Genomic DNA, 14,754 nt, shown 5'->3' with positions numbered 1-14,754 from the left:
GCGCGACCAGCCCCCACGCACCCGACCGGCTACGCCACAGCCTCCGGCACAGCTGCCGCACTTCGGGACGCCGCCCGGGTGAGCCTCCAAACGCCGCCCACCGCCACCGTCCCGACCAGGAACAACACCGTGAACCACCGGAAGTACCAGTGACCCCCACTGGGGTCGTACACGGCCCCCCGAGGCCATGCCAGATTCACGGCCATCAGCAGCCCGTACAGCAGCCCGACCGCGTTCACCGGCACCCCCCACCGCCCCAGCGAGAACAGCGGCGCCCCGGTCTCGTCCGCCCCCTCGACCCGGAACTCCCCGCGCAGCCGACGCACCAGCAGTGGCCCGGTCACCATCGCGTACGCGAGGTACAGCATCACGATGCACGTGGTCCCGATCGCGAGGAACGCGTCCGGGGACGCGAAGTCGAGCAGCAGCAGTACGGCGGCCAGCACCCCCACCACCACGGCCGGCGCCCCCGGCATCCCGGTGCGCGGATCGACCCGCGCCAGCCGTTCGGCGAACGGCAGCTGCCCGTCCCGCGCCATGGAGAACAGCATCCGGGACGCCGCGGTCTGGATCGCCAGCGTCGCCACCGCGATGGCCACCACCACGTCGGCCAGCAGCACCCGGCCCACCCCGTCGCCGAGGCTGCTGGTGAGGACGTAGCTGAGCCCGTCGACGCCCAGGCGTCCGTCGGTCAGGCTGGGCGCGGCCAGCAGGCCGCCCAGGACGACCAGCCCGCCCAGCAGCCCCGCCGCTCCCAGCGCGGTGAGGATCGTGCGCGGCGCGGTCCGCCGCGGCTGGTGCGTCTCCTCGCTCATCTCGCCCGCGCTGTCGAAGCCGATCATCACGTACGCGGCCGTGAACGAACCGACCAGCAGGGCGCCCAGCAGGCCTCCCTCGGCGCCGGTCCCGGTGTGGAAGGTGATGCCGGGGGAGCGCTCGGAGTGGGTGAGGAGCAGGACGATGATCAGGACCGCGCCGATGATCTCGGCGGTCACCCCGACCCGGTTGATCACGGACATCACGCGGTTGTCCATGACGTTCACCAGGGTGGTCAGGACCAGCAGGACGACGCCCAGGACAGCCGCGTTGGCGGCTCCGTCGGCCGAGGCCGGCGCGGGGTCCGTGCCGATGAGCTGGAAGCCGGACCAGAGCGCGGGGAGCACCATCTGCAGGGCCAGCGCGGCCGCCGCGACCACCACGATCTGTCCGATGACCATGATCCAGCCGGCGAACCAGCCGAAGGACGGGTTCGACAGGCGGGAGGACCACTGGTAGATCGCGCCGGAGATCGGATAGCGGGCGGCGAGTTCGGCGAAGCAGGCGGCCACCAGCAACTGGCCGACCAGCACGGCCGGCCAGGCCCAGAAGAAGACCGGGCCGCCGAACGCGTAGCCGAAGGCGAAGAACTGGAAGACGGTCGTCAGTACGGAGATGAAGGAGAACCCGGCGGCGAAGGAGGCGTACCGGCCGAGGCTGCGGTGCAGCTCCTGGCGGTAGCCGAACTCCTCCAGGGTGCGGTCGTCGGACTCCTTCAGGGAGCGGTCGTCGATGGTCGTCACGGCGGTACCTGCCTGTCAGGGCGGATTTCCTGTCGGGCGACAGAAATTAGGGACGCGCTGTTTCGAAGGCGTCACACCGGCGTGTCCGGGGCGGGCCCAAGTCCTCACGCCCTTGCGGAGTCCCGCCCAACGCGATACATCGTGTGTATTGACGTGTGCTCCAGGGACGCGATATGTTCGTCCACGGATATTCGGAAACGAGGTGGTCGGCATGGCGGTGAAGCGGCGCAAGCTCAGCAACCCACTGGCGCTCGTCGTGCTGACGACCCTGTGGCAGAAGCCGATGCATCCGTACGAGATCGCCCAGACCATGCGCCGTCAGGGCAAGGACACCAGCACCCGGATCAACTACGGCTCGCTCTACACGGTCATGCAGAACCTGGAGAAGCACGGCTTCGTCGAGGTGGCCGACGTGGAGCGGCAGGGCAACCGCCCGGAGCGCACGGTCTACGGCATCACCGACGCCGGGCGCGAGGAGGCGGTCCACTGGCTGTCCGACCTGCTGGCCGTGCCGGTCAAGGAGTACCCGATCTTCGAGACGGCGCTCTCCCTGATGGGCGCCCTGCCGCCGGACGAGGTCGAGCGCCTGCTGGAGGAGCGGCTCAGCACCCTGGAGGTCGAGGTCACCGGCGGCCGGGCCGTGCTGGAGAAGCTGCACGAGACACTGCCCCGGCTGTTCGTGGTCGAGGTCGAGTACCACCTGCACATGCTGGAGGCGCAGGCCGCATGGGTCCGCGGCTTCGTGCGGGAGATGCAGGACGGTTCGCTGCCAGGCGTCGAGAGCTGGCGCCGGTTCCATGAGACCGGCGAGTTCCCGCCGGAGTTCACGGAGGCCGGCCAGTAACAGAAACAGACCCCGGCAGAGCTGTTGCAGCAGCTCCGCCAGGGTCTCGAACCCCGAGCTGAACCCGCCGTGAGGCAGATCCGGGCGATCGAGGTGCGGCACACCCAGGATAGCCCGGCGCTCCTTAGGCGGATCAGCTGTCATCCGCTGACTCAGGAGAGCCCTGTCATGAACACCCGTGCGCCCGCAGTGCAGGCGCGCCAGCTGATCAAGACCTACCCCGGTGACGTCACCGCGCTGAACGGCATGGACGTCACCGTGGAGCCCGGTACCGTCTTCGGGCTCCTCGGGCCCAACGGTGCGGGCAAGTCCACCACCGTCAAGATCCTCACCACGCTGGCCCGCCCCGACTCCGGCACCGCCGCCGTGGCCGGCCACGACGTGCTGCGCCATCCGGACCGGGTGCGCCGGGCGATCGGAGTGGTCGCCCAGAACTCCGGCGCCGACCCGGTCGCCACCGGGCGCGAGAACCTCCAGCTCCAGGGCAGGCTCTACGGTCTGCGCGGCACCGCCCTGAACCGCCGGGTGGACGAGCTGCTGGCCCGCTTCACCCTCACCGACGCCGCGGGCCGCCCGGTCAAGGGCTACTCCGGCGGTATGCGGCGCCGCCTCGACGTGGCCCTCGGCCTGGTCCACCGCCCCGAGGTGCTCTTCCTCGACGAGCCCACCACCGGCCTGGACCCCGAGGCCCGCACCGCGATGTGGGACGAGATCGGCCGGCTGGCCGGCGAGGAGGGGCTGACCATCCTGCTCACCACCCATTACCTGGAGGAGGCCGACCGGCTCGCCGAGCGGATCGCCATCGTCGACCGGGGCCGGACCGTGGTCGAGGGAACTCCCGACTCCCTCAAGGGCGAACTGCGCGGCGACGCCGTCCACGTGGAGCTGCGCGAGGCGCCCGGGGAAGCGGGCCGCACCCTGCTCAAAGGGGCGCTCGCCGGGCTGCCGGGCGTGCACGAGACGCTGTTCGACGGCCGGCGGATCAGCGCCCGCGCCGACGACGGGGCCGCCGCGATGCCGGCGCTGCTGGCCGCGCTGGAGCGGGCCGGGGTGACGGTGACGGCCGCGACCGTCGCCCGCCCCTCCCTCGACGACGTCTACCTGCGGTACGCCGGCCGTCGTTACGCGGAGGCCGACGCCGCCGACTCCCTCGTCCTGGCCGGAGGTGCCCGATGAGCAACGCCCTGTCCCAGACCTGGTACATGACCCAGCGTCAGCTGCTGGTGTTCGCCCGGCAGCCCGCGTTCGCCGTCATCACCCTGGTCCAGCCGGTGATCTGGCTGTTCCTGTTCGGCAGTCTCTTCAGGAAGGTCGTCGAGCTGGGCGGCTTCGGCACCACCAGCTACCTGGACTACCTGGTGCCGGGGGTGGTCGCGATGAGCGCCCTCAGCTCCAACATGTGGGCGGGCATGGGCACCCTGGAGGAGATCCAGCGCGGGACCCTGAACCGTTTCCTGACCACCCCGGTCAGCCGGGCCGCGCTGATGAACGGCAACGTGGTGAACAACGGGCTGGTCACCGCCGGCCAGTCGCTGATCATCGTGCTGCTCGGCCTGCTGGGCGGTGCCGACTACCCGGGCGGGCCCGGGGGCATCGCGGTCCTGGTGGTGGCCTCCGTCCTGCTCGGCACCGTCTTCGGCGCCCTGTCCAACGCGCTCGGCATGCTGGTGCGGGAGCGGGAGTCGATCATCGGGATCAACACCTTCCTGCTGCTGCCGCTGACGTTCCTGTCCAGCGCCTTCATGGCGCCGTCCCAGATGCCCGGCTGGATGCGGCACGTAGCCGACTTCAACCCGCTCGACTGGGCGATGGTGGCCGGGCGTTCGGCGATGTCGGCGGATCCCGACTGGGGTGCGGTGCTCGGCCGCGGCGGCGCGCTGCTGGCGCTGGCGGTCGTGGCCGTGTGGCTGTCGATCAGGACGTTCAGGTCGTACCAGCGCTCGGTGTGACCCGCGCGGGAGCGGCGACACCCGCGGGTGCCGCCGCTCCCGCCGCCTCAGGCGGCGGCCGCTCCGCCGCCCTCCTGCTCCGCCTCGATACGGGCGTTCCAGTCGCGCTTGGAGGCCTGCCAGCCGTCCTCGTTGTGGCCGAGGCGCCAGTAGCCGGAGATCGACAGGTCCTCGCGCGGGATCTGGCGCTCGACGCGCAGCAGGGACCGCAGGTCCTTCACGAAGCTCGCCTCGCCGTGGACGAACGCGTGCAGCCGGCCCTCCGGGAACTCCAGCCCCCGCACGGCCTCGACCAGGGCCTCGCCGACGGGTCGCGCGCCCCGGTGCAGCCAGACCACCTCCACATCGGAGTCGATCTTCTGCTCCTCCTCGGGGCCGGAGATCTCGACGAAGGCGAAGGCCTTCGCCTCGGCGGGCAGGGACTCCAGGGAGCGGGCGATCGCGGGCAGCGCGCTCTCGTCGCCGGCGAGCAGATGCCAGTCGGCGTCCACCGCCGGGGCGTAGGCACCGCCGGGGCCCATGAAACGTACGGTCTCGCCGGGCTGGACGCGGCAGGCCCAGGGCCCCGCCAGGCCCTCGTCGCCGTGTACGACGAAGTCCAGGCTCAGTTCGCGGCGCTCGGCGTCCCAGGAGCGCACCGTGTAGGTCCGGGTCACCGGCCAGTGCTCGCGGGGGAACTCGGCGCGGATCCGCTCCACGTCGAAGGGCTCCGGATATGTGACGCCCGCCGGCCCGAAGAGAAGTTTCACGTAATGATCGGTGCAGGTGTCCGCGGCGAAACCGGCCAGTCCGTCACCGCCGAGAACGACGCGCTGCATGTGCGGGGTCAGCCGCTCGGTGCGCACCACCTGGGCGGAATGGGCCTTACGCGGCTTGCGTCCTGGACGCTCTGCCATGACCGACCTCCATGCTCCATTGCTTAGGTTTGCCTAAGTTAGCATCTCCTTCGTAGTTGACACCTCTTGCATGAACACTTGATGAGCGTGTTTTGCCAGAACAATTCTCCGCCACTCACCCGCCGAGTGTCAGCAGCAGCCGGTGCAGCGAACCGCCCAGCCCCCAGCGCGCCGACAGCTCGTCCAGCCGGGCGGGATCACGCGGAGCCTTCGGCAGGGCGGTGTCGACGTCCGGCAGCGGCACGTCCCCGGCGACCCGGACCACCGTCGGCGCTACGGCGACATACGGCCGGGCCTCGTCCAGTCGCCTGCGCTGCGACGGCGTGAGCCTCGCCTTCGGGTCGTCGACGGCGGCCATGATCCCGGTCAGGTCACCGAACTCGGCGAGCAGCTTGGCGGCCGTCTTCTCGCCGATCCCCGGTACCCCCGGCAGGCCGTCGCTCGGGTCTCCGCGCAGCAGCGCCAGATCCGCGTACCCGCCCCCGTCCACCCCGTACTTCTCGCGCAGCCACGCCTCGTCCGTCATCTGCAGCGTGCCGACGCCCTTGAGCGGATACAGCACCCGCACCCCGCGCCCGTCGTCCACCAGCTGGTACAGGTCGCGGTCGCCGGTGACGATGTCGACCGGGCCGTCGGCGCGCGCGGTGAACGTGCCGATCACGTCGTCCGCCTCGTAGCCGGCGACGCCGACCCTTGCGATGCCGAGCGCGTCCAGCACCTCCTCGATGACCGGAACCTGCGGCGAGAGGGTGTCCGGCACCTCCTCCCGGTCCGGCCCCGTCGCACGTTCCTCGGCGACCCGGTGGGCTTTGTAGGAGGGGATGAGATCCACCCGCCACTGCGGCCGCCAGTCGGCGTCCATGCAGGCCACCAGCCGGTCCGGACGGTGGTCCTTGACCAGCCGGTCGATGAAGTCCAGCAGTCCGCGCACGGCGTTCACCGGTGTGCCGTCCGGCGCACGTACCGAGTCGGGGACGCCGAAGTAGGCGCGGAAGTACAGCGAGGCCGTGTCGAGAAGCATCAGTCGTGCGGTCACGCCTCGCATCATGCCGTACGGCACCGACAGCGCCGGGGCGCTCCGTCGCCGTCGGGCAGGGCCGGTCACGGAGAGCTCCGTGCCGGGCGGGACCTGTGGAGACCTGGTGACCTGGCCCACTTGTGCGTTTGACCTGCGTGGACCAGGGCAGGGGCGGCTTCTGTCCCATGCCCCCGAGGCGCCGGGCCCTGTGATTCCAGGGTCTGGCGCCCCCGAGAGAGGTTCGCGTGTCACCCAGGCTAGAGACCGAGCACCTGTACAAAGTCTTCGGCAGACGACCGGACGACGCCGTGGAACGGCTCCGCCGGGGAGCCGGCCGGGAGGAGCTGCGCGCCGACGGCACCACCGCCGCCGTGATCGACGCCTCCTTCCGGGTCGACCCGGGCGAGACGTTCGTCGTCATGGGCCTGTCCGGCTCCGGCAAGTCCACCCTGCTGCGCATGCTCAACGGCCTGCTGGAACCGACCGCGGGACAGGTCCGCTTCGACGGCCAGGACCTCACCGCGCTCACCGACCGCGAACTGCGCGAACTGCGCTCGAAGAAGATCAGCATGGTCTTCCAGCACTTCGCGCTCTTCCCGCACCGCAGCGTCCGCGACAACGCCGCCTACGGCCTGGCCGTGCAGGGCGTGCCCCGCGCCGAGCGCGTCCGCCGCGCCGACGAGGCGCTCGCCCTGTGCGGACTGGCCGGCTGGGAGGACTCCTGGCCCGACGAACTGTCCGGCGGCATGCAGCAGCGGGTCGGCCTGGCCCGGGCCCTGGCCACCGACGCCGATCTGCTCCTCATGGACGAGTCGTTCAGCGCCCTGGACCCGCTGATCCGCCGCGACATGCAGGACCAGCTGCTGGAACTGCAGAAGTCCCTCAAGAAGACGATCGTCTTCATCACCCACGACCTCAACGAGGCCATGCGCCTGGGCGACCGCATCGCCGTGATGCGCGACGGCCGTATCGTCCAGACCGGCACCGCCGAGGACATCCTGCTGCGCCCCGCCGACGACTACGTCGCCTCCTTCACCCAGGACGTCGACCGCTCGCGGGTGCTGACGGCCGCCGCCGTGATGAACACCGACGTGGCCGGCGACGAGGCGGACTGCGACTGCGCCACCGCGGTCCCGGACACCCCGTTCACCGAACTGTGCGCGCTCAGCGCCCGGTTGTCCCACCCGGTCGCCGTCCTGGACCCGGACAACGCCGTCGTGGGCGTCGTACCGCAGGAGCGTCTGGTCGGTTTTCTCGCGGAGGACACGGGCGAACCCGTCCACTGCGACGGTGGGAAGAAGGTGACCGCCCGTGCCTAGGCTGCATCTCGGCGACTGGGTCGACTCCGGTGTGAACTGGCTGGTCGCGCACATGTCCTGGCTCTTCGACGCGATCCGCGCGGTCGTCGAGGGCATGTACGACGGCATCGACGGCGTCCTCACCGCGCCCGCACCCCTGCTGCTGGCCGGCATCCTCGCGGTCCTGGCGTGGTGGCTGCGCGGACTGACCGCGGGCGTGCTGGCCTTCGCCGGATTCGCGCTCGTGGACTCCCTGGACCTGTGGGACCGCGCGATGTCCACCCTGGCGCTGGTCCTGGTCGCCACGGTGATCGCCCTGGTCATCTCGGTACCGCTGGGTATCTGGGCGGCCCGTTCCCGGGCGGTCAGCGCGGCCGTACGCCCCGTCCTGGACCTCCTCCAGACCATGCCGTCGATGGTCCTGCTCATCCCGGCCATCCTCTTCTTCGGCCTGGGCACCGCCGCCGGCGTGATCGCCACCCTGATCTTCGCGCTGGCGCCCGGCGTCCGCATGACCGAGCTGGGCATCCGCCAGGTGGACGCCGAACTGGTCGAGGCGGCCGAGGCGTTCGGCACCACACCCCGCGACACCCTGCTGCGCGTCCAGCTGCCGCTCGCGCTGCCGACCATCATGGCCGGCGTCAACCAGGTCATCATGCTGGGCCTGTCGATGGTCGTCATCGCCGGCATGGTCGGCACCGGGGGCCTCGGTGGCGCCGTCAACGAGGCCATCGGCCAGCTCGACATCGGCTTCGGCTTCGAGGCGGGCGTCGGCATCGTCGTCCTCGCCGTCTACCTCGACCGGATGACCGGCGCGCTCGGCACGCAGCTGTCCCCGCTCGGCCGCCGTGCCGCCGCCAAGGTCCGCCCCACCCCCTGGACCTACCGTCCGCGCCCGGCCGTCGCCGTCGTCGGTGTGGTCGTCCTCGCCCTGGTCGCCGGCGGCCTCGGCATCTTCGGCTCCTCGTCCGGCACCGCCCAGGCCTCCGCCACGGACATCGGGCGGGGCAAGGAGATCAAGATCGGCTACATCCCCTGGGACGAGGGCATCGCCTCCACCTTCCTGTGGAAGGAGCTGCTGGAGGAACGCGGCTTCAAGGTCACCACCACCCAGTACGCGGCCGGTCCCCTCTACACCGGTCTCGCCACCGGCCAGCTCGACTTCGAGACCGACTCCTGGCTGCCCGTCACGCACGCCGAGTACTGGAAGAAGTACGGCAAGCAGCTCGACGACCTCGGCAGCTGGTACGGCCCCACCTCCCTGGAACTGTCCGTCCCTTCGTATGTGAAGGACGTGAACTCCCTCGCGGACCTGAAGAACCACTCCTCGGAGTTCGGCGGGAAGATCGTCGGCATCGAGCCCAGCGCCGGCATGATGGGGCTGCTCAAGTCCAAGGTCCTCAAGGAATACGGCCTCGACGGCAGTTACCAGGTCGTCGACGGCTCCACGCCCGCCATGCTCGCCGAGCTCAAGCGGGCCTACGCCAAGCACCAGCCGATCCTGGTCACCCTGTGGTCCCCGCACTGGGCCTACAGCGACTACCACCTCAGGAAGCTGAAGGACCCCCAGGGCGCCTGGGGCTCCGGTGACGGGGTGCACACCCTGTCCCGCAAGGGCTTCGCCGGGGACAACCCCGAGGTCGGCAAGTGGCTCAAGGACTTCTCCATGACGGAGAAGCAGCTCACCGGTCTGGAGGCCGCGATCCAGAAGGCCGGACAGGGCAAGGAACAGGACGCGGTCCGGGCCTGGTTGAAGAGCAGCCCCGGGCTCGTCGACAAGTGGGCGCCGATCCGCAGGTGAGCGGGGCGGGCCGCCCGAGCGGCGAAGCCCGCCTCCCGCGGCCCGCCACGGGCGGGGCCGGGGGCCCCACTCTCTGAGGCCCCCGTCCCGCCCGTTCCTGTGAGCAGCCCGTGATGCGCCGGCTTCTGCCCCTGCTGCTGACGGCCGCCGTGGCCGTGCCGCAGCTCTCCGAGGCGGGCCCGGACCCGGCCTCGGCCGCCACCGCCTGGTTCGAGGCGCTCGCCGGGGACGTGATGCGGGCGGACGGCGCGGTCTACGACGCCCGGGACGACACCGGCCGCACCACGGACACCGCCGAGATCACCCCGGTACCCGAGGCGTACGGCGGCGGCTGCCTCGCCGTCTGACACCGCCCTCGCCGACGGCCGCTTCCACACGGCGGTCACCACCTCCACCGGCCTGCGCACCTGGACACGCCGTCATGACGTCGGCTCCGGCACCGGTCAGCCCTCCCTGTACGCCGACGGCACCGGCGGACGGGTCCTCGCCTACGAAAAGGATCCGGCCAACCACATAGCGCTACGGCATTACCCAAGCCTTGCCGCCCTGCCGGCGGGAGCGGCCGACCGCGCGTTCGACGCTCCCCGCACCGTGTCGCGTTGCGCCGAGGGCACCCCGGACACCACAGCGGTCCACGGCGACACCGTGGAACTGACCGGCCACTACCGCGCCGGCTGCGACATCGACCGTCAACTCCACGCCACTCTGCGGGACTTCACCGTCCGGCGGGCCCGCGCAGATCAGCGCCTCGACCTGGCCCTGGTGGCCTGGGGCACCGCAGGGAACATCGGGGACCGCTCACGCATTGAACCTCTCGGGCGTCCCCTCGTCCTGGCCGAGGGCCGGCGCCTGCGCGACGACTTCGGCAGCCGGCCGGTCTACGCCTACGACCGCGTCCCGGGCCGGGCCGACCGGCTCCGGCTGGGCACCCCCGGCGGCGGCCGCTCCTTCGCCAGTCCGTCGGCCACGCTGCTCACCGACCCCGACGGCCGTCCGGCCCTCCTGGTCAGCGTCTTCATCCCGAAGGAGGAGTCCGCGCCAGGCGAGTCCGGCGAGCTCGTCCACTGGCGCGAACCGTGAGGGTCGCGCTCACCCGACGTGACGGGGATGTGACGCCCGCCTGAAACGGTTTGCCGAACATGCGTAGGGTGCAGAGAACCCAGCAGAAGGGGCCCGCGGCGAGCGGGGCGCCCGCTGGACGGAACGACGAGCGAAGGAGGGAGCCGGAGCGATGGGCGACCACAAGGACCAGCAGCCCGTGCGGGTGGGCGCGGCAGTCCGGCGGCGTCGCCGCGCGCTGGAGCTCACCCTCGCCGTCGTGGCCGAGCGCAGCGGCCTGTCGGTGCCCTTCCTGAGCCAGATCGAGAACGACCGGGCCCGGCCCAGCCGCGCCTCGCTGGAGAAGGTCGCCGACGCCCTGCGCACCACGGCCGTCGAACTCCTCGCGGCCGCCGACCCGGCGTGCAGCGTGGACGTCGTGCGCGCCGACGCCACCGAACCGGACTTCGCGCCCAGGGTGCGTTCGCTGGTGCGCGGCCACCATCAGCTCCATGCCTCGGAGTTCACCGGCGACCACGACGCCGGCCGCGAATTCCAGCACCGCAACGACGAGTTGATGTACGTCGCCGACGGCGCGGTGGAGATCGAGGCGGAGGGCCGTGCCTACCGGCTCGGCCGTGGCGACACCCTCTACCTCACCGGCGGTGTCCGCCACCGGTGGCGGGCGACGGTGCCGGACACCAGGGTGATCGTGGTGGCCGTGGCCGAACACATCGAGGCGGTCCAGGACCGCCCCCGCTGATGCGCGTGGTCTCCCTGGTCCCCTCGCTCACCGAGGCGGTCGCGGAAACACTCCCCGAGGTCCTGGTCGGCGCCACCGACTGGTGCACCCATCCGGCCGACCTCGACGTCACCCGTGTCGGCGGCACCAAGAACCCCCGGCTCGACCGGATCCTCGCGCTCGCTCCCGACCTGGTGGTCGCCAACGAGGAGGAGAACCGCGCCCCCGACCTCGACGCCCTGCGGACGGCCGGGGTGGAGGTGCTGGTCACGGAGGTACGGGAGGTGCCGCAGGCCTTTTGCGAGCTGGCCCGGCTGCTGGCCGCGTGCGGGGCGGGCACCCGCCCGCGATGGCTGGACGAGGCCGAGGAGGCCTGGTCGGCTCCGGTGCCCGAGCCTCGTACGACGGCGGTCGTCCCGGTCTGGCGGCGGCCGTGGATGGTCCTCGGCCGGGACACCTTCGCGGGCGACGTCCTCGAGCGGCTGGGGGTCGGCAATCTGTACGCCGCCCACCCCGAGCGGTATCCCCGCGCGCCCCTCGGAGAACTGAACGACGCGCGGCCCGGCCTGGTCGTCCTCCCGGACGAGCCCTACCGCTTCACCGCAGCCGACGGCCCGGAGGCTTTCCCCGGGCTGCCGTGCGCCCTGGTCAGCGGACGGCACCTGACGTGGTACGGACCGTCACTGGCCGAGGCGCGGCGGGTGCTGGACGAGGCGCTGCGAGCAGTTCGCCGCTGAGCAGTCCGCGTACGGTGCCGGCGGCGGCCGCCAGCCAGCCCGCGACCAGGAGGGCGTACAGCCCCGCCGCCAGCCAGTCGTACGCCGCCAGCCCGGTGTGCCGTCCCAGCGCGGCCGCGCCCGTGACACACGTCCCCACCGGGAAGGTGAACGCCCACCACGTCATGGTGAACCGCATGCCCTGCCGCCGTGCCCGCACCACGTGCGCGGCCGCCAGCGCCAGCCACAGCAGCGCGAACCCCATGACCGGAACGCCGTAGAGGACGGCGAGGAGACCGAAACCGCCGGCGTAGGGGGCCGGTACCACCCCGGGGGCGAGGTCGGCGAAGGCGCCGGCCGCGGTCGTGGACTGCCCGAGCGGCCCCAGCACCAGGAAGACCGTGGGGGTGAGCGCGAGCGGCAGCGGACCGCCGGCGACCAGCCGGCCGAAGACGAGCGTCAGCATCAGCGCGGTGGCCAGCAGACTCAGTCCGAAGAGCGCGAAGCAGCCGTAGAGCAGGGTCGCGCGCGGCTGCCCGGGCGGCAGATGCGGGATCAGCTTCGGCCCGAGCGCGGCCGACACCATGGGCGCGACCAGCGGCAGCAGCCACACCGGGGTGGCCTGCCCCGGCTCGACCCGATGCCGAACGGCCAGCAGGTACGGGACGGCGACGGCGGCCACGAGCCCCACGGCCGTACCGGCGGCGAAGAGCCCGGTGTCCAGCGTCACGGCGGCGCTCTCGCCGATCCAGTCCTGCCCGAGGGTGAGCGCACCGGCACCGACCGCGAGCAGGGCCATGGAGAGGCAGCCGTAGAAGGGGACGACCGCCGGATCGCGGAGGTGGGCGAGGGCCTGGTCGCGGTGGTGGGTCCAGTGCAGGGCGCGGGCGGCCAGCAGGACCAGGAGCTGCAGCAGGGACAGCGCCCAGACGCCGGCGAAGAGCTCGCGCGAACCGCCCCCGGCGAGCGCTGCGCCGCCGAGGGCGAGGGCGGCGGTGCCCATGACGGAGGCGTACCAGTGGGGGCCGAGATTCCGGACTGCGGTGACCATGGGACCAACGGTGCCGCCGCTTCCCGCCGCCTACCAGGGAGCACCTTTCTATGGGGGCATAAGCTGGTCTTATGAGCGAGACGGGCGGGACGGGGGACCGGGCGGCGGGTGGCACGCTGGCGCACCGCGTGCCGGATCTCGGCGCGCTGGAGCTGCTGCTCGCGGTGGCGCGGCTGGGCAGCCTCGGGGCGGCGGCGCGGGAGGTCGGCATCACCCAGCCGGCCGCCAGCAGCCGGATCCGCTCGATGGAACGGCAGCTGGGTGTGGCCCTGGTCGACCGCTCGCCGCGCGGCTCACGGCTCACCGACGCGGGGGCGCTGGTGACCGACTGGGCGCGGCGGGTGGTGGAGGCGGCGGAGGCCTTCGACGCGGGGGCGCAGGCACTGCGGGACCGGCGGGACTCGCGCCTGCGGGTGGCGGCGAGCATGACCATCGCCGAGTACCTGCTCCCCGGCTGGCTGCTCGCGCTGCGCGCCCAGCGCCCCGACACGGCGGTCTCCCTGCTCGCCGGAAACTCCGCGGCGGTGGCCGAGCGGCTGCTCGCGGACGAGGCGGACCTGGGCTTCGTGGAGGGGCTGACCGTTCCGCAGGGCCTGGACTCGACGGTGATAGGCCACGACCGGCTGATCGTGGTGACGGCCCCCGCGCATCCGTGGGCCCGCCGCCGGCGCCCGCTGGCGGCCGGGGAGCTGGCGGCGACCCCCCTGATCCTGCGTGAACGCGGCTCCGGGACGCGCCAGGTACTCGACGCGGCGCTGGGCGGCCTGGCCCGTCCGCTGATCGAGCTGTCGTCGACGACGGCGGTCAAGGCGTCGGCGGTCGGCGGCGCGGGCCCGGCGGTGCTGAGCGAACTGGCGTTGGGCGAGGAACTGGCGATGCGCCGGCTGGTGAGCATCCCCGTGGAGGGCATCGCGCTACGGCGCGACCTGCGGGCGGTCTGGCCGACGGGCCACCGCCCCACCGGCCCGGCCCGCGAACTCCTCAGCCTGACCCGGGGCTGACGCCGGACTTCCCGCCGGGACGGTTCAGGAGGCGGCGGTGATCAGTGCCCGCATCACCCGCAGGTCCTCGCCCATCTCGGGATGCCACTGGACGCCGAGGACCCACGTGTGGCCGGCGGGGAGTTCGATCGCCTCGACCGTGCCGTCGTCGGCGTGGGCCGAGGGCAGCAGGCCGGTGCCGAGGCGGTCCACCGCCTGGTGGTGGAAGGTGGGGACGGCGGTCTCCTCCGGGACGGTGTCGGCGTACCGGGTTCCCGGGACCGGCTTCACGCCGTGGCGCCCGAAGACGCCGGGCACCTCGGCATGGCCGTCGATGTGCTGGACGAGCGTGCCGCCGAGGGCGACGTTCAGGAGCTGCATGCCCCGGCAGATCCCGAGCAGCGGCGTGCCCGCCGCCAGTGCCGCGTCGATCAGGGCCAGCTCCCAGGCGTCCCGGGCGCGGGCGGGAGGGCCGGTGCGCGGGCCGGGCTCGGCGCCGTAGCGGACCGGCTCCACGTCCGGGCCGCCGGCGACGACCAGGCCGTCCAGGCGGGCCACCGCCGCCGCCGCGTGCCGCGGGTCGTCCGGCGGCAGCAGCGCGGCCAGGCCGCCCGCCCGCTGGACCAGGCGCGGGTAGCCGGCCGGCAGCAGGGCCGCCTCCAGCTCCCACGCACCCCAGCGCGCTCCGGCCTCCAGATAGGTGCTCACGCCGATCAGCGGCCGTTGGGCCATGGTCCCTCCCCAGGTCGTGAAGGTGTGCGCGTACAAAAGGAAACACCCCGAACATTTTAATCCGCCCCCAATAATGCAAGCCCGTTGGCCCAAAAGCCCCAAAACCCCCCAGAAACGCCCCCGGCCCCGC

At 72.3% G+C, this 14,754-nt stretch carries 15 protein-coding genes; 10 read left to right on the top strand and 5 right to left on the bottom strand.

Annotation, left to right across the window (positions count from 1 at the left end):
- Window positions 1-29: 29 nt before the first annotated feature.
- Window positions 30-1,559: an amino acid permease gene (locus ACFXI4_RS19555; RefSeq protein ID WP_384992326.1), complete on the bottom strand. Its 1,530-nt coding sequence runs from the start codon at window positions 1,557-1,559 to the stop codon at window positions 30-32.
- Between the two features lie 211 nt (window positions 1,560-1,770).
- Between ACFXI4_RS19555 and ACFXI4_RS19550 the strand changes: the two genes are divergently transcribed.
- The 3 genes from ACFXI4_RS19550 to ACFXI4_RS19540 all read left to right on the top strand — a co-directional run bounded on the left by ACFXI4_RS19550 (window position 1,771) and on the right by ACFXI4_RS19540 (window position 4,352).
- Window positions 1,771-2,403 (top strand): PadR family transcriptional regulator, encoded by a 633-nt coding sequence (locus tag ACFXI4_RS19550; RefSeq protein ID WP_362719277.1) that lies wholly within the window; start codon window positions 1,771-1,773, stop codon window positions 2,401-2,403.
- A gap of 168 nt (window positions 2,404-2,571) precedes the next feature.
- Window positions 2,572-3,579 carry an ATP-binding cassette domain-containing protein gene (locus ACFXI4_RS19545; RefSeq protein WP_384992323.1) on the top strand — a complete coding sequence of 336 codons (1,008 nt, stop codon included), beginning with the start codon at window positions 2,572-2,574 and terminating at the stop codon, window positions 3,577-3,579.
- Entirely contained in the window at window positions 3,576-4,352 is a 777-nt protein-coding gene (locus tag ACFXI4_RS19540; protein ID WP_384992321.1) for an ABC transporter permease, read from the top strand. The genes ACFXI4_RS19545 and ACFXI4_RS19540 overlap by 4 nt, the downstream gene beginning before the upstream one ends.
- A 47-nt stretch (window positions 4,353-4,399) precedes the next feature.
- Here ACFXI4_RS19540 and ACFXI4_RS19535 read toward each other — a convergent pair whose 3' ends face one another.
- A complete protein-coding gene (locus ACFXI4_RS19535; RefSeq protein WP_384992319.1) occupies window positions 4,400-5,248 on the bottom strand; it encodes a siderophore-interacting protein in 849 nt (282 codons plus the stop codon).
- 115 nt (window positions 5,249-5,363) lie between these two features.
- The gene (locus ACFXI4_RS19530; RefSeq protein ID WP_384992413.1) at window positions 5,364-6,293 is read right to left on the bottom strand and encodes a 5'-3' exonuclease H3TH domain-containing protein; all 930 of its coding nucleotides are present in this window, start codon (window positions 6,291-6,293) and stop codon (window positions 5,364-5,366) included.
- Between the two features lie 218 nt (window positions 6,294-6,511).
- On the opposite strand from ACFXI4_RS19530, the gene ACFXI4_RS19525 reads away from it, so the two are divergent.
- From ACFXI4_RS19525 to ACFXI4_RS19500, 6 genes are all read left to right on the top strand, one after another.
- Window positions 6,512-7,585, top strand: coding sequence for a glycine betaine/L-proline ABC transporter ATP-binding protein (locus ACFXI4_RS19525; protein ID WP_384992317.1), 1,074 nt, complete (start codon window positions 6,512-6,514; stop codon window positions 7,583-7,585).
- The gene (locus tag ACFXI4_RS19520) at window positions 7,578-9,365 is read left to right on the top strand and encodes an ABC transporter permease/substrate binding protein (RefSeq protein ID WP_384992315.1); all 1,788 of its coding nucleotides are present in this window, start codon (window positions 7,578-7,580) and stop codon (window positions 9,363-9,365) included. Before ACFXI4_RS19525 ends, ACFXI4_RS19520 begins: the two co-directional genes overlap by 8 nt.
- Before the next feature lie 113 nt (window positions 9,366-9,478).
- On the top strand, window positions 9,479-9,712 hold the full coding sequence (locus ACFXI4_RS19515; RefSeq protein ID WP_384992313.1) for a hypothetical protein: 234 nt from the start codon (window positions 9,479-9,481) through the stop codon (window positions 9,710-9,712).
- Between the two features lie 244 nt (window positions 9,713-9,956).
- Window positions 9,957-10,445: a hypothetical protein gene (locus ACFXI4_RS19510; RefSeq protein WP_384992311.1), complete on the top strand. Its 489-nt coding sequence runs from the start codon at window positions 9,957-9,959 to the stop codon at window positions 10,443-10,445.
- Between the two features lie 151 nt (window positions 10,446-10,596).
- Window positions 10,597-11,166 (top strand): helix-turn-helix domain-containing protein, encoded by a 570-nt coding sequence (locus ACFXI4_RS19505; RefSeq protein WP_384992307.1) that lies wholly within the window; start codon window positions 10,597-10,599, stop codon window positions 11,164-11,166.
- Window positions 11,166-11,882 (top strand): helical backbone metal receptor, encoded by a 717-nt coding sequence (locus tag ACFXI4_RS19500; protein ID WP_362721675.1) that lies wholly within the window; start codon window positions 11,166-11,168, stop codon window positions 11,880-11,882. Before ACFXI4_RS19505 ends, ACFXI4_RS19500 begins: the two co-directional genes overlap by 1 nt.
- On the opposite strand, the gene ACFXI4_RS19495 is transcribed toward ACFXI4_RS19500, so the two are convergent.
- Window positions 11,794-12,912 carry a TDT family transporter gene (locus tag ACFXI4_RS19495; protein WP_384992305.1) on the bottom strand — a complete coding sequence of 373 codons (1,119 nt, stop codon included), beginning with the start codon at window positions 12,910-12,912 and terminating at the stop codon, window positions 11,794-11,796. The genes ACFXI4_RS19500 and ACFXI4_RS19495 overlap by 89 nt on opposite strands.
- Before the next feature lie 71 nt (window positions 12,913-12,983).
- Here ACFXI4_RS19495 and ACFXI4_RS19490 point away from each other — a divergent pair, with 71 nt between their 5' ends.
- Complete coding sequence (locus ACFXI4_RS19490; protein ID WP_384992303.1) at window positions 12,984-13,913, top strand: LysR family transcriptional regulator; 930 nt, start codon at window positions 12,984-12,986, stop codon at window positions 13,911-13,913.
- A gap of 24 nt (window positions 13,914-13,937) precedes the next feature.
- Here the strand turns inward: ACFXI4_RS19490 and ACFXI4_RS19485 are convergent, their stop codons facing one another.
- Window positions 13,938-14,624: a gamma-glutamyl-gamma-aminobutyrate hydrolase family protein gene (locus ACFXI4_RS19485; protein ID WP_384992301.1), complete on the bottom strand. Its 687-nt coding sequence runs from the start codon at window positions 14,622-14,624 to the stop codon at window positions 13,938-13,940.
- Window positions 14,625-14,754: the final 130 nt, after the last annotated feature.

It is taken from the genome of Streptomyces sp. NPDC059224, assembly GCF_042754285.1.
GTDB lineage: Bacteria > Actinomycetota > Actinomycetes > Streptomycetales > Streptomycetaceae > Streptomyces.
The sequence above is the reverse complement of the archived record's forward strand: the minus strand, read 5'-3'. Positions and strand labels throughout refer to the sequence as shown.

What these genes read in the sequence shown, in the direction of transcription:
- ACFXI4_RS19550 (WP_362719277.1), top strand. Translation starts at nt 1,771, where the DNA reads ATGGCGGTGAAGCGGCGCAAGCTCAGCAACCCACTGGCGCTCGTCGTG.
- ACFXI4_RS19545 (WP_384992323.1), top strand. Translation starts at nt 2,572, where the DNA reads ATGAACACCCGTGCGCCCGCAGTGCAGGCGCGCCAGCTGATCAAGACC.
- ACFXI4_RS19540 (WP_384992321.1), top strand. Translation starts at nt 3,576, where the DNA reads ATGAGCAACGCCCTGTCCCAGACCTGGTACATGACCCAGCGTCAGCTG.
- ACFXI4_RS19535 (WP_384992319.1), bottom strand. Translation starts at nt 5,248, where the DNA reads ATGGCAGAGCGTCCAGGACGCAAGCCGCGTAAGGCCCATTCCGCCCAG.
- ACFXI4_RS19530 (WP_384992413.1), bottom strand. Translation starts at nt 6,293, where the DNA reads ATGCGAGGCGTGACCGCACGACTGATGCTTCTCGACACGGCCTCGCTG.
- ACFXI4_RS19515 (WP_384992313.1), top strand. Translation starts at nt 9,479, where the DNA reads ATGCGCCGGCTTCTGCCCCTGCTGCTGACGGCCGCCGTGGCCGTGCCG.
- ACFXI4_RS19505 (WP_384992307.1), top strand. Translation starts at nt 10,597, where the DNA reads ATGGGCGACCACAAGGACCAGCAGCCCGTGCGGGTGGGCGCGGCAGTC.
- ACFXI4_RS19500 (WP_362721675.1), top strand. Translation starts at nt 11,166, where the DNA reads ATGCGCGTGGTCTCCCTGGTCCCCTCGCTCACCGAGGCGGTCGCGGAA.
- ACFXI4_RS19495 (WP_384992305.1), bottom strand. Translation starts at nt 12,912, where the DNA reads ATGGTCACCGCAGTCCGGAATCTCGGCCCCCACTGGTACGCCTCCGTC.
- ACFXI4_RS19490 (WP_384992303.1), top strand. Translation starts at nt 12,984, where the DNA reads ATGAGCGAGACGGGCGGGACGGGGGACCGGGCGGCGGGTGGCACGCTG.
- ACFXI4_RS19485 (WP_384992301.1), bottom strand. Translation starts at nt 14,624, where the DNA reads ATGGCCCAACGGCCGCTGATCGGCGTGAGCACCTATCTGGAGGCCGGA.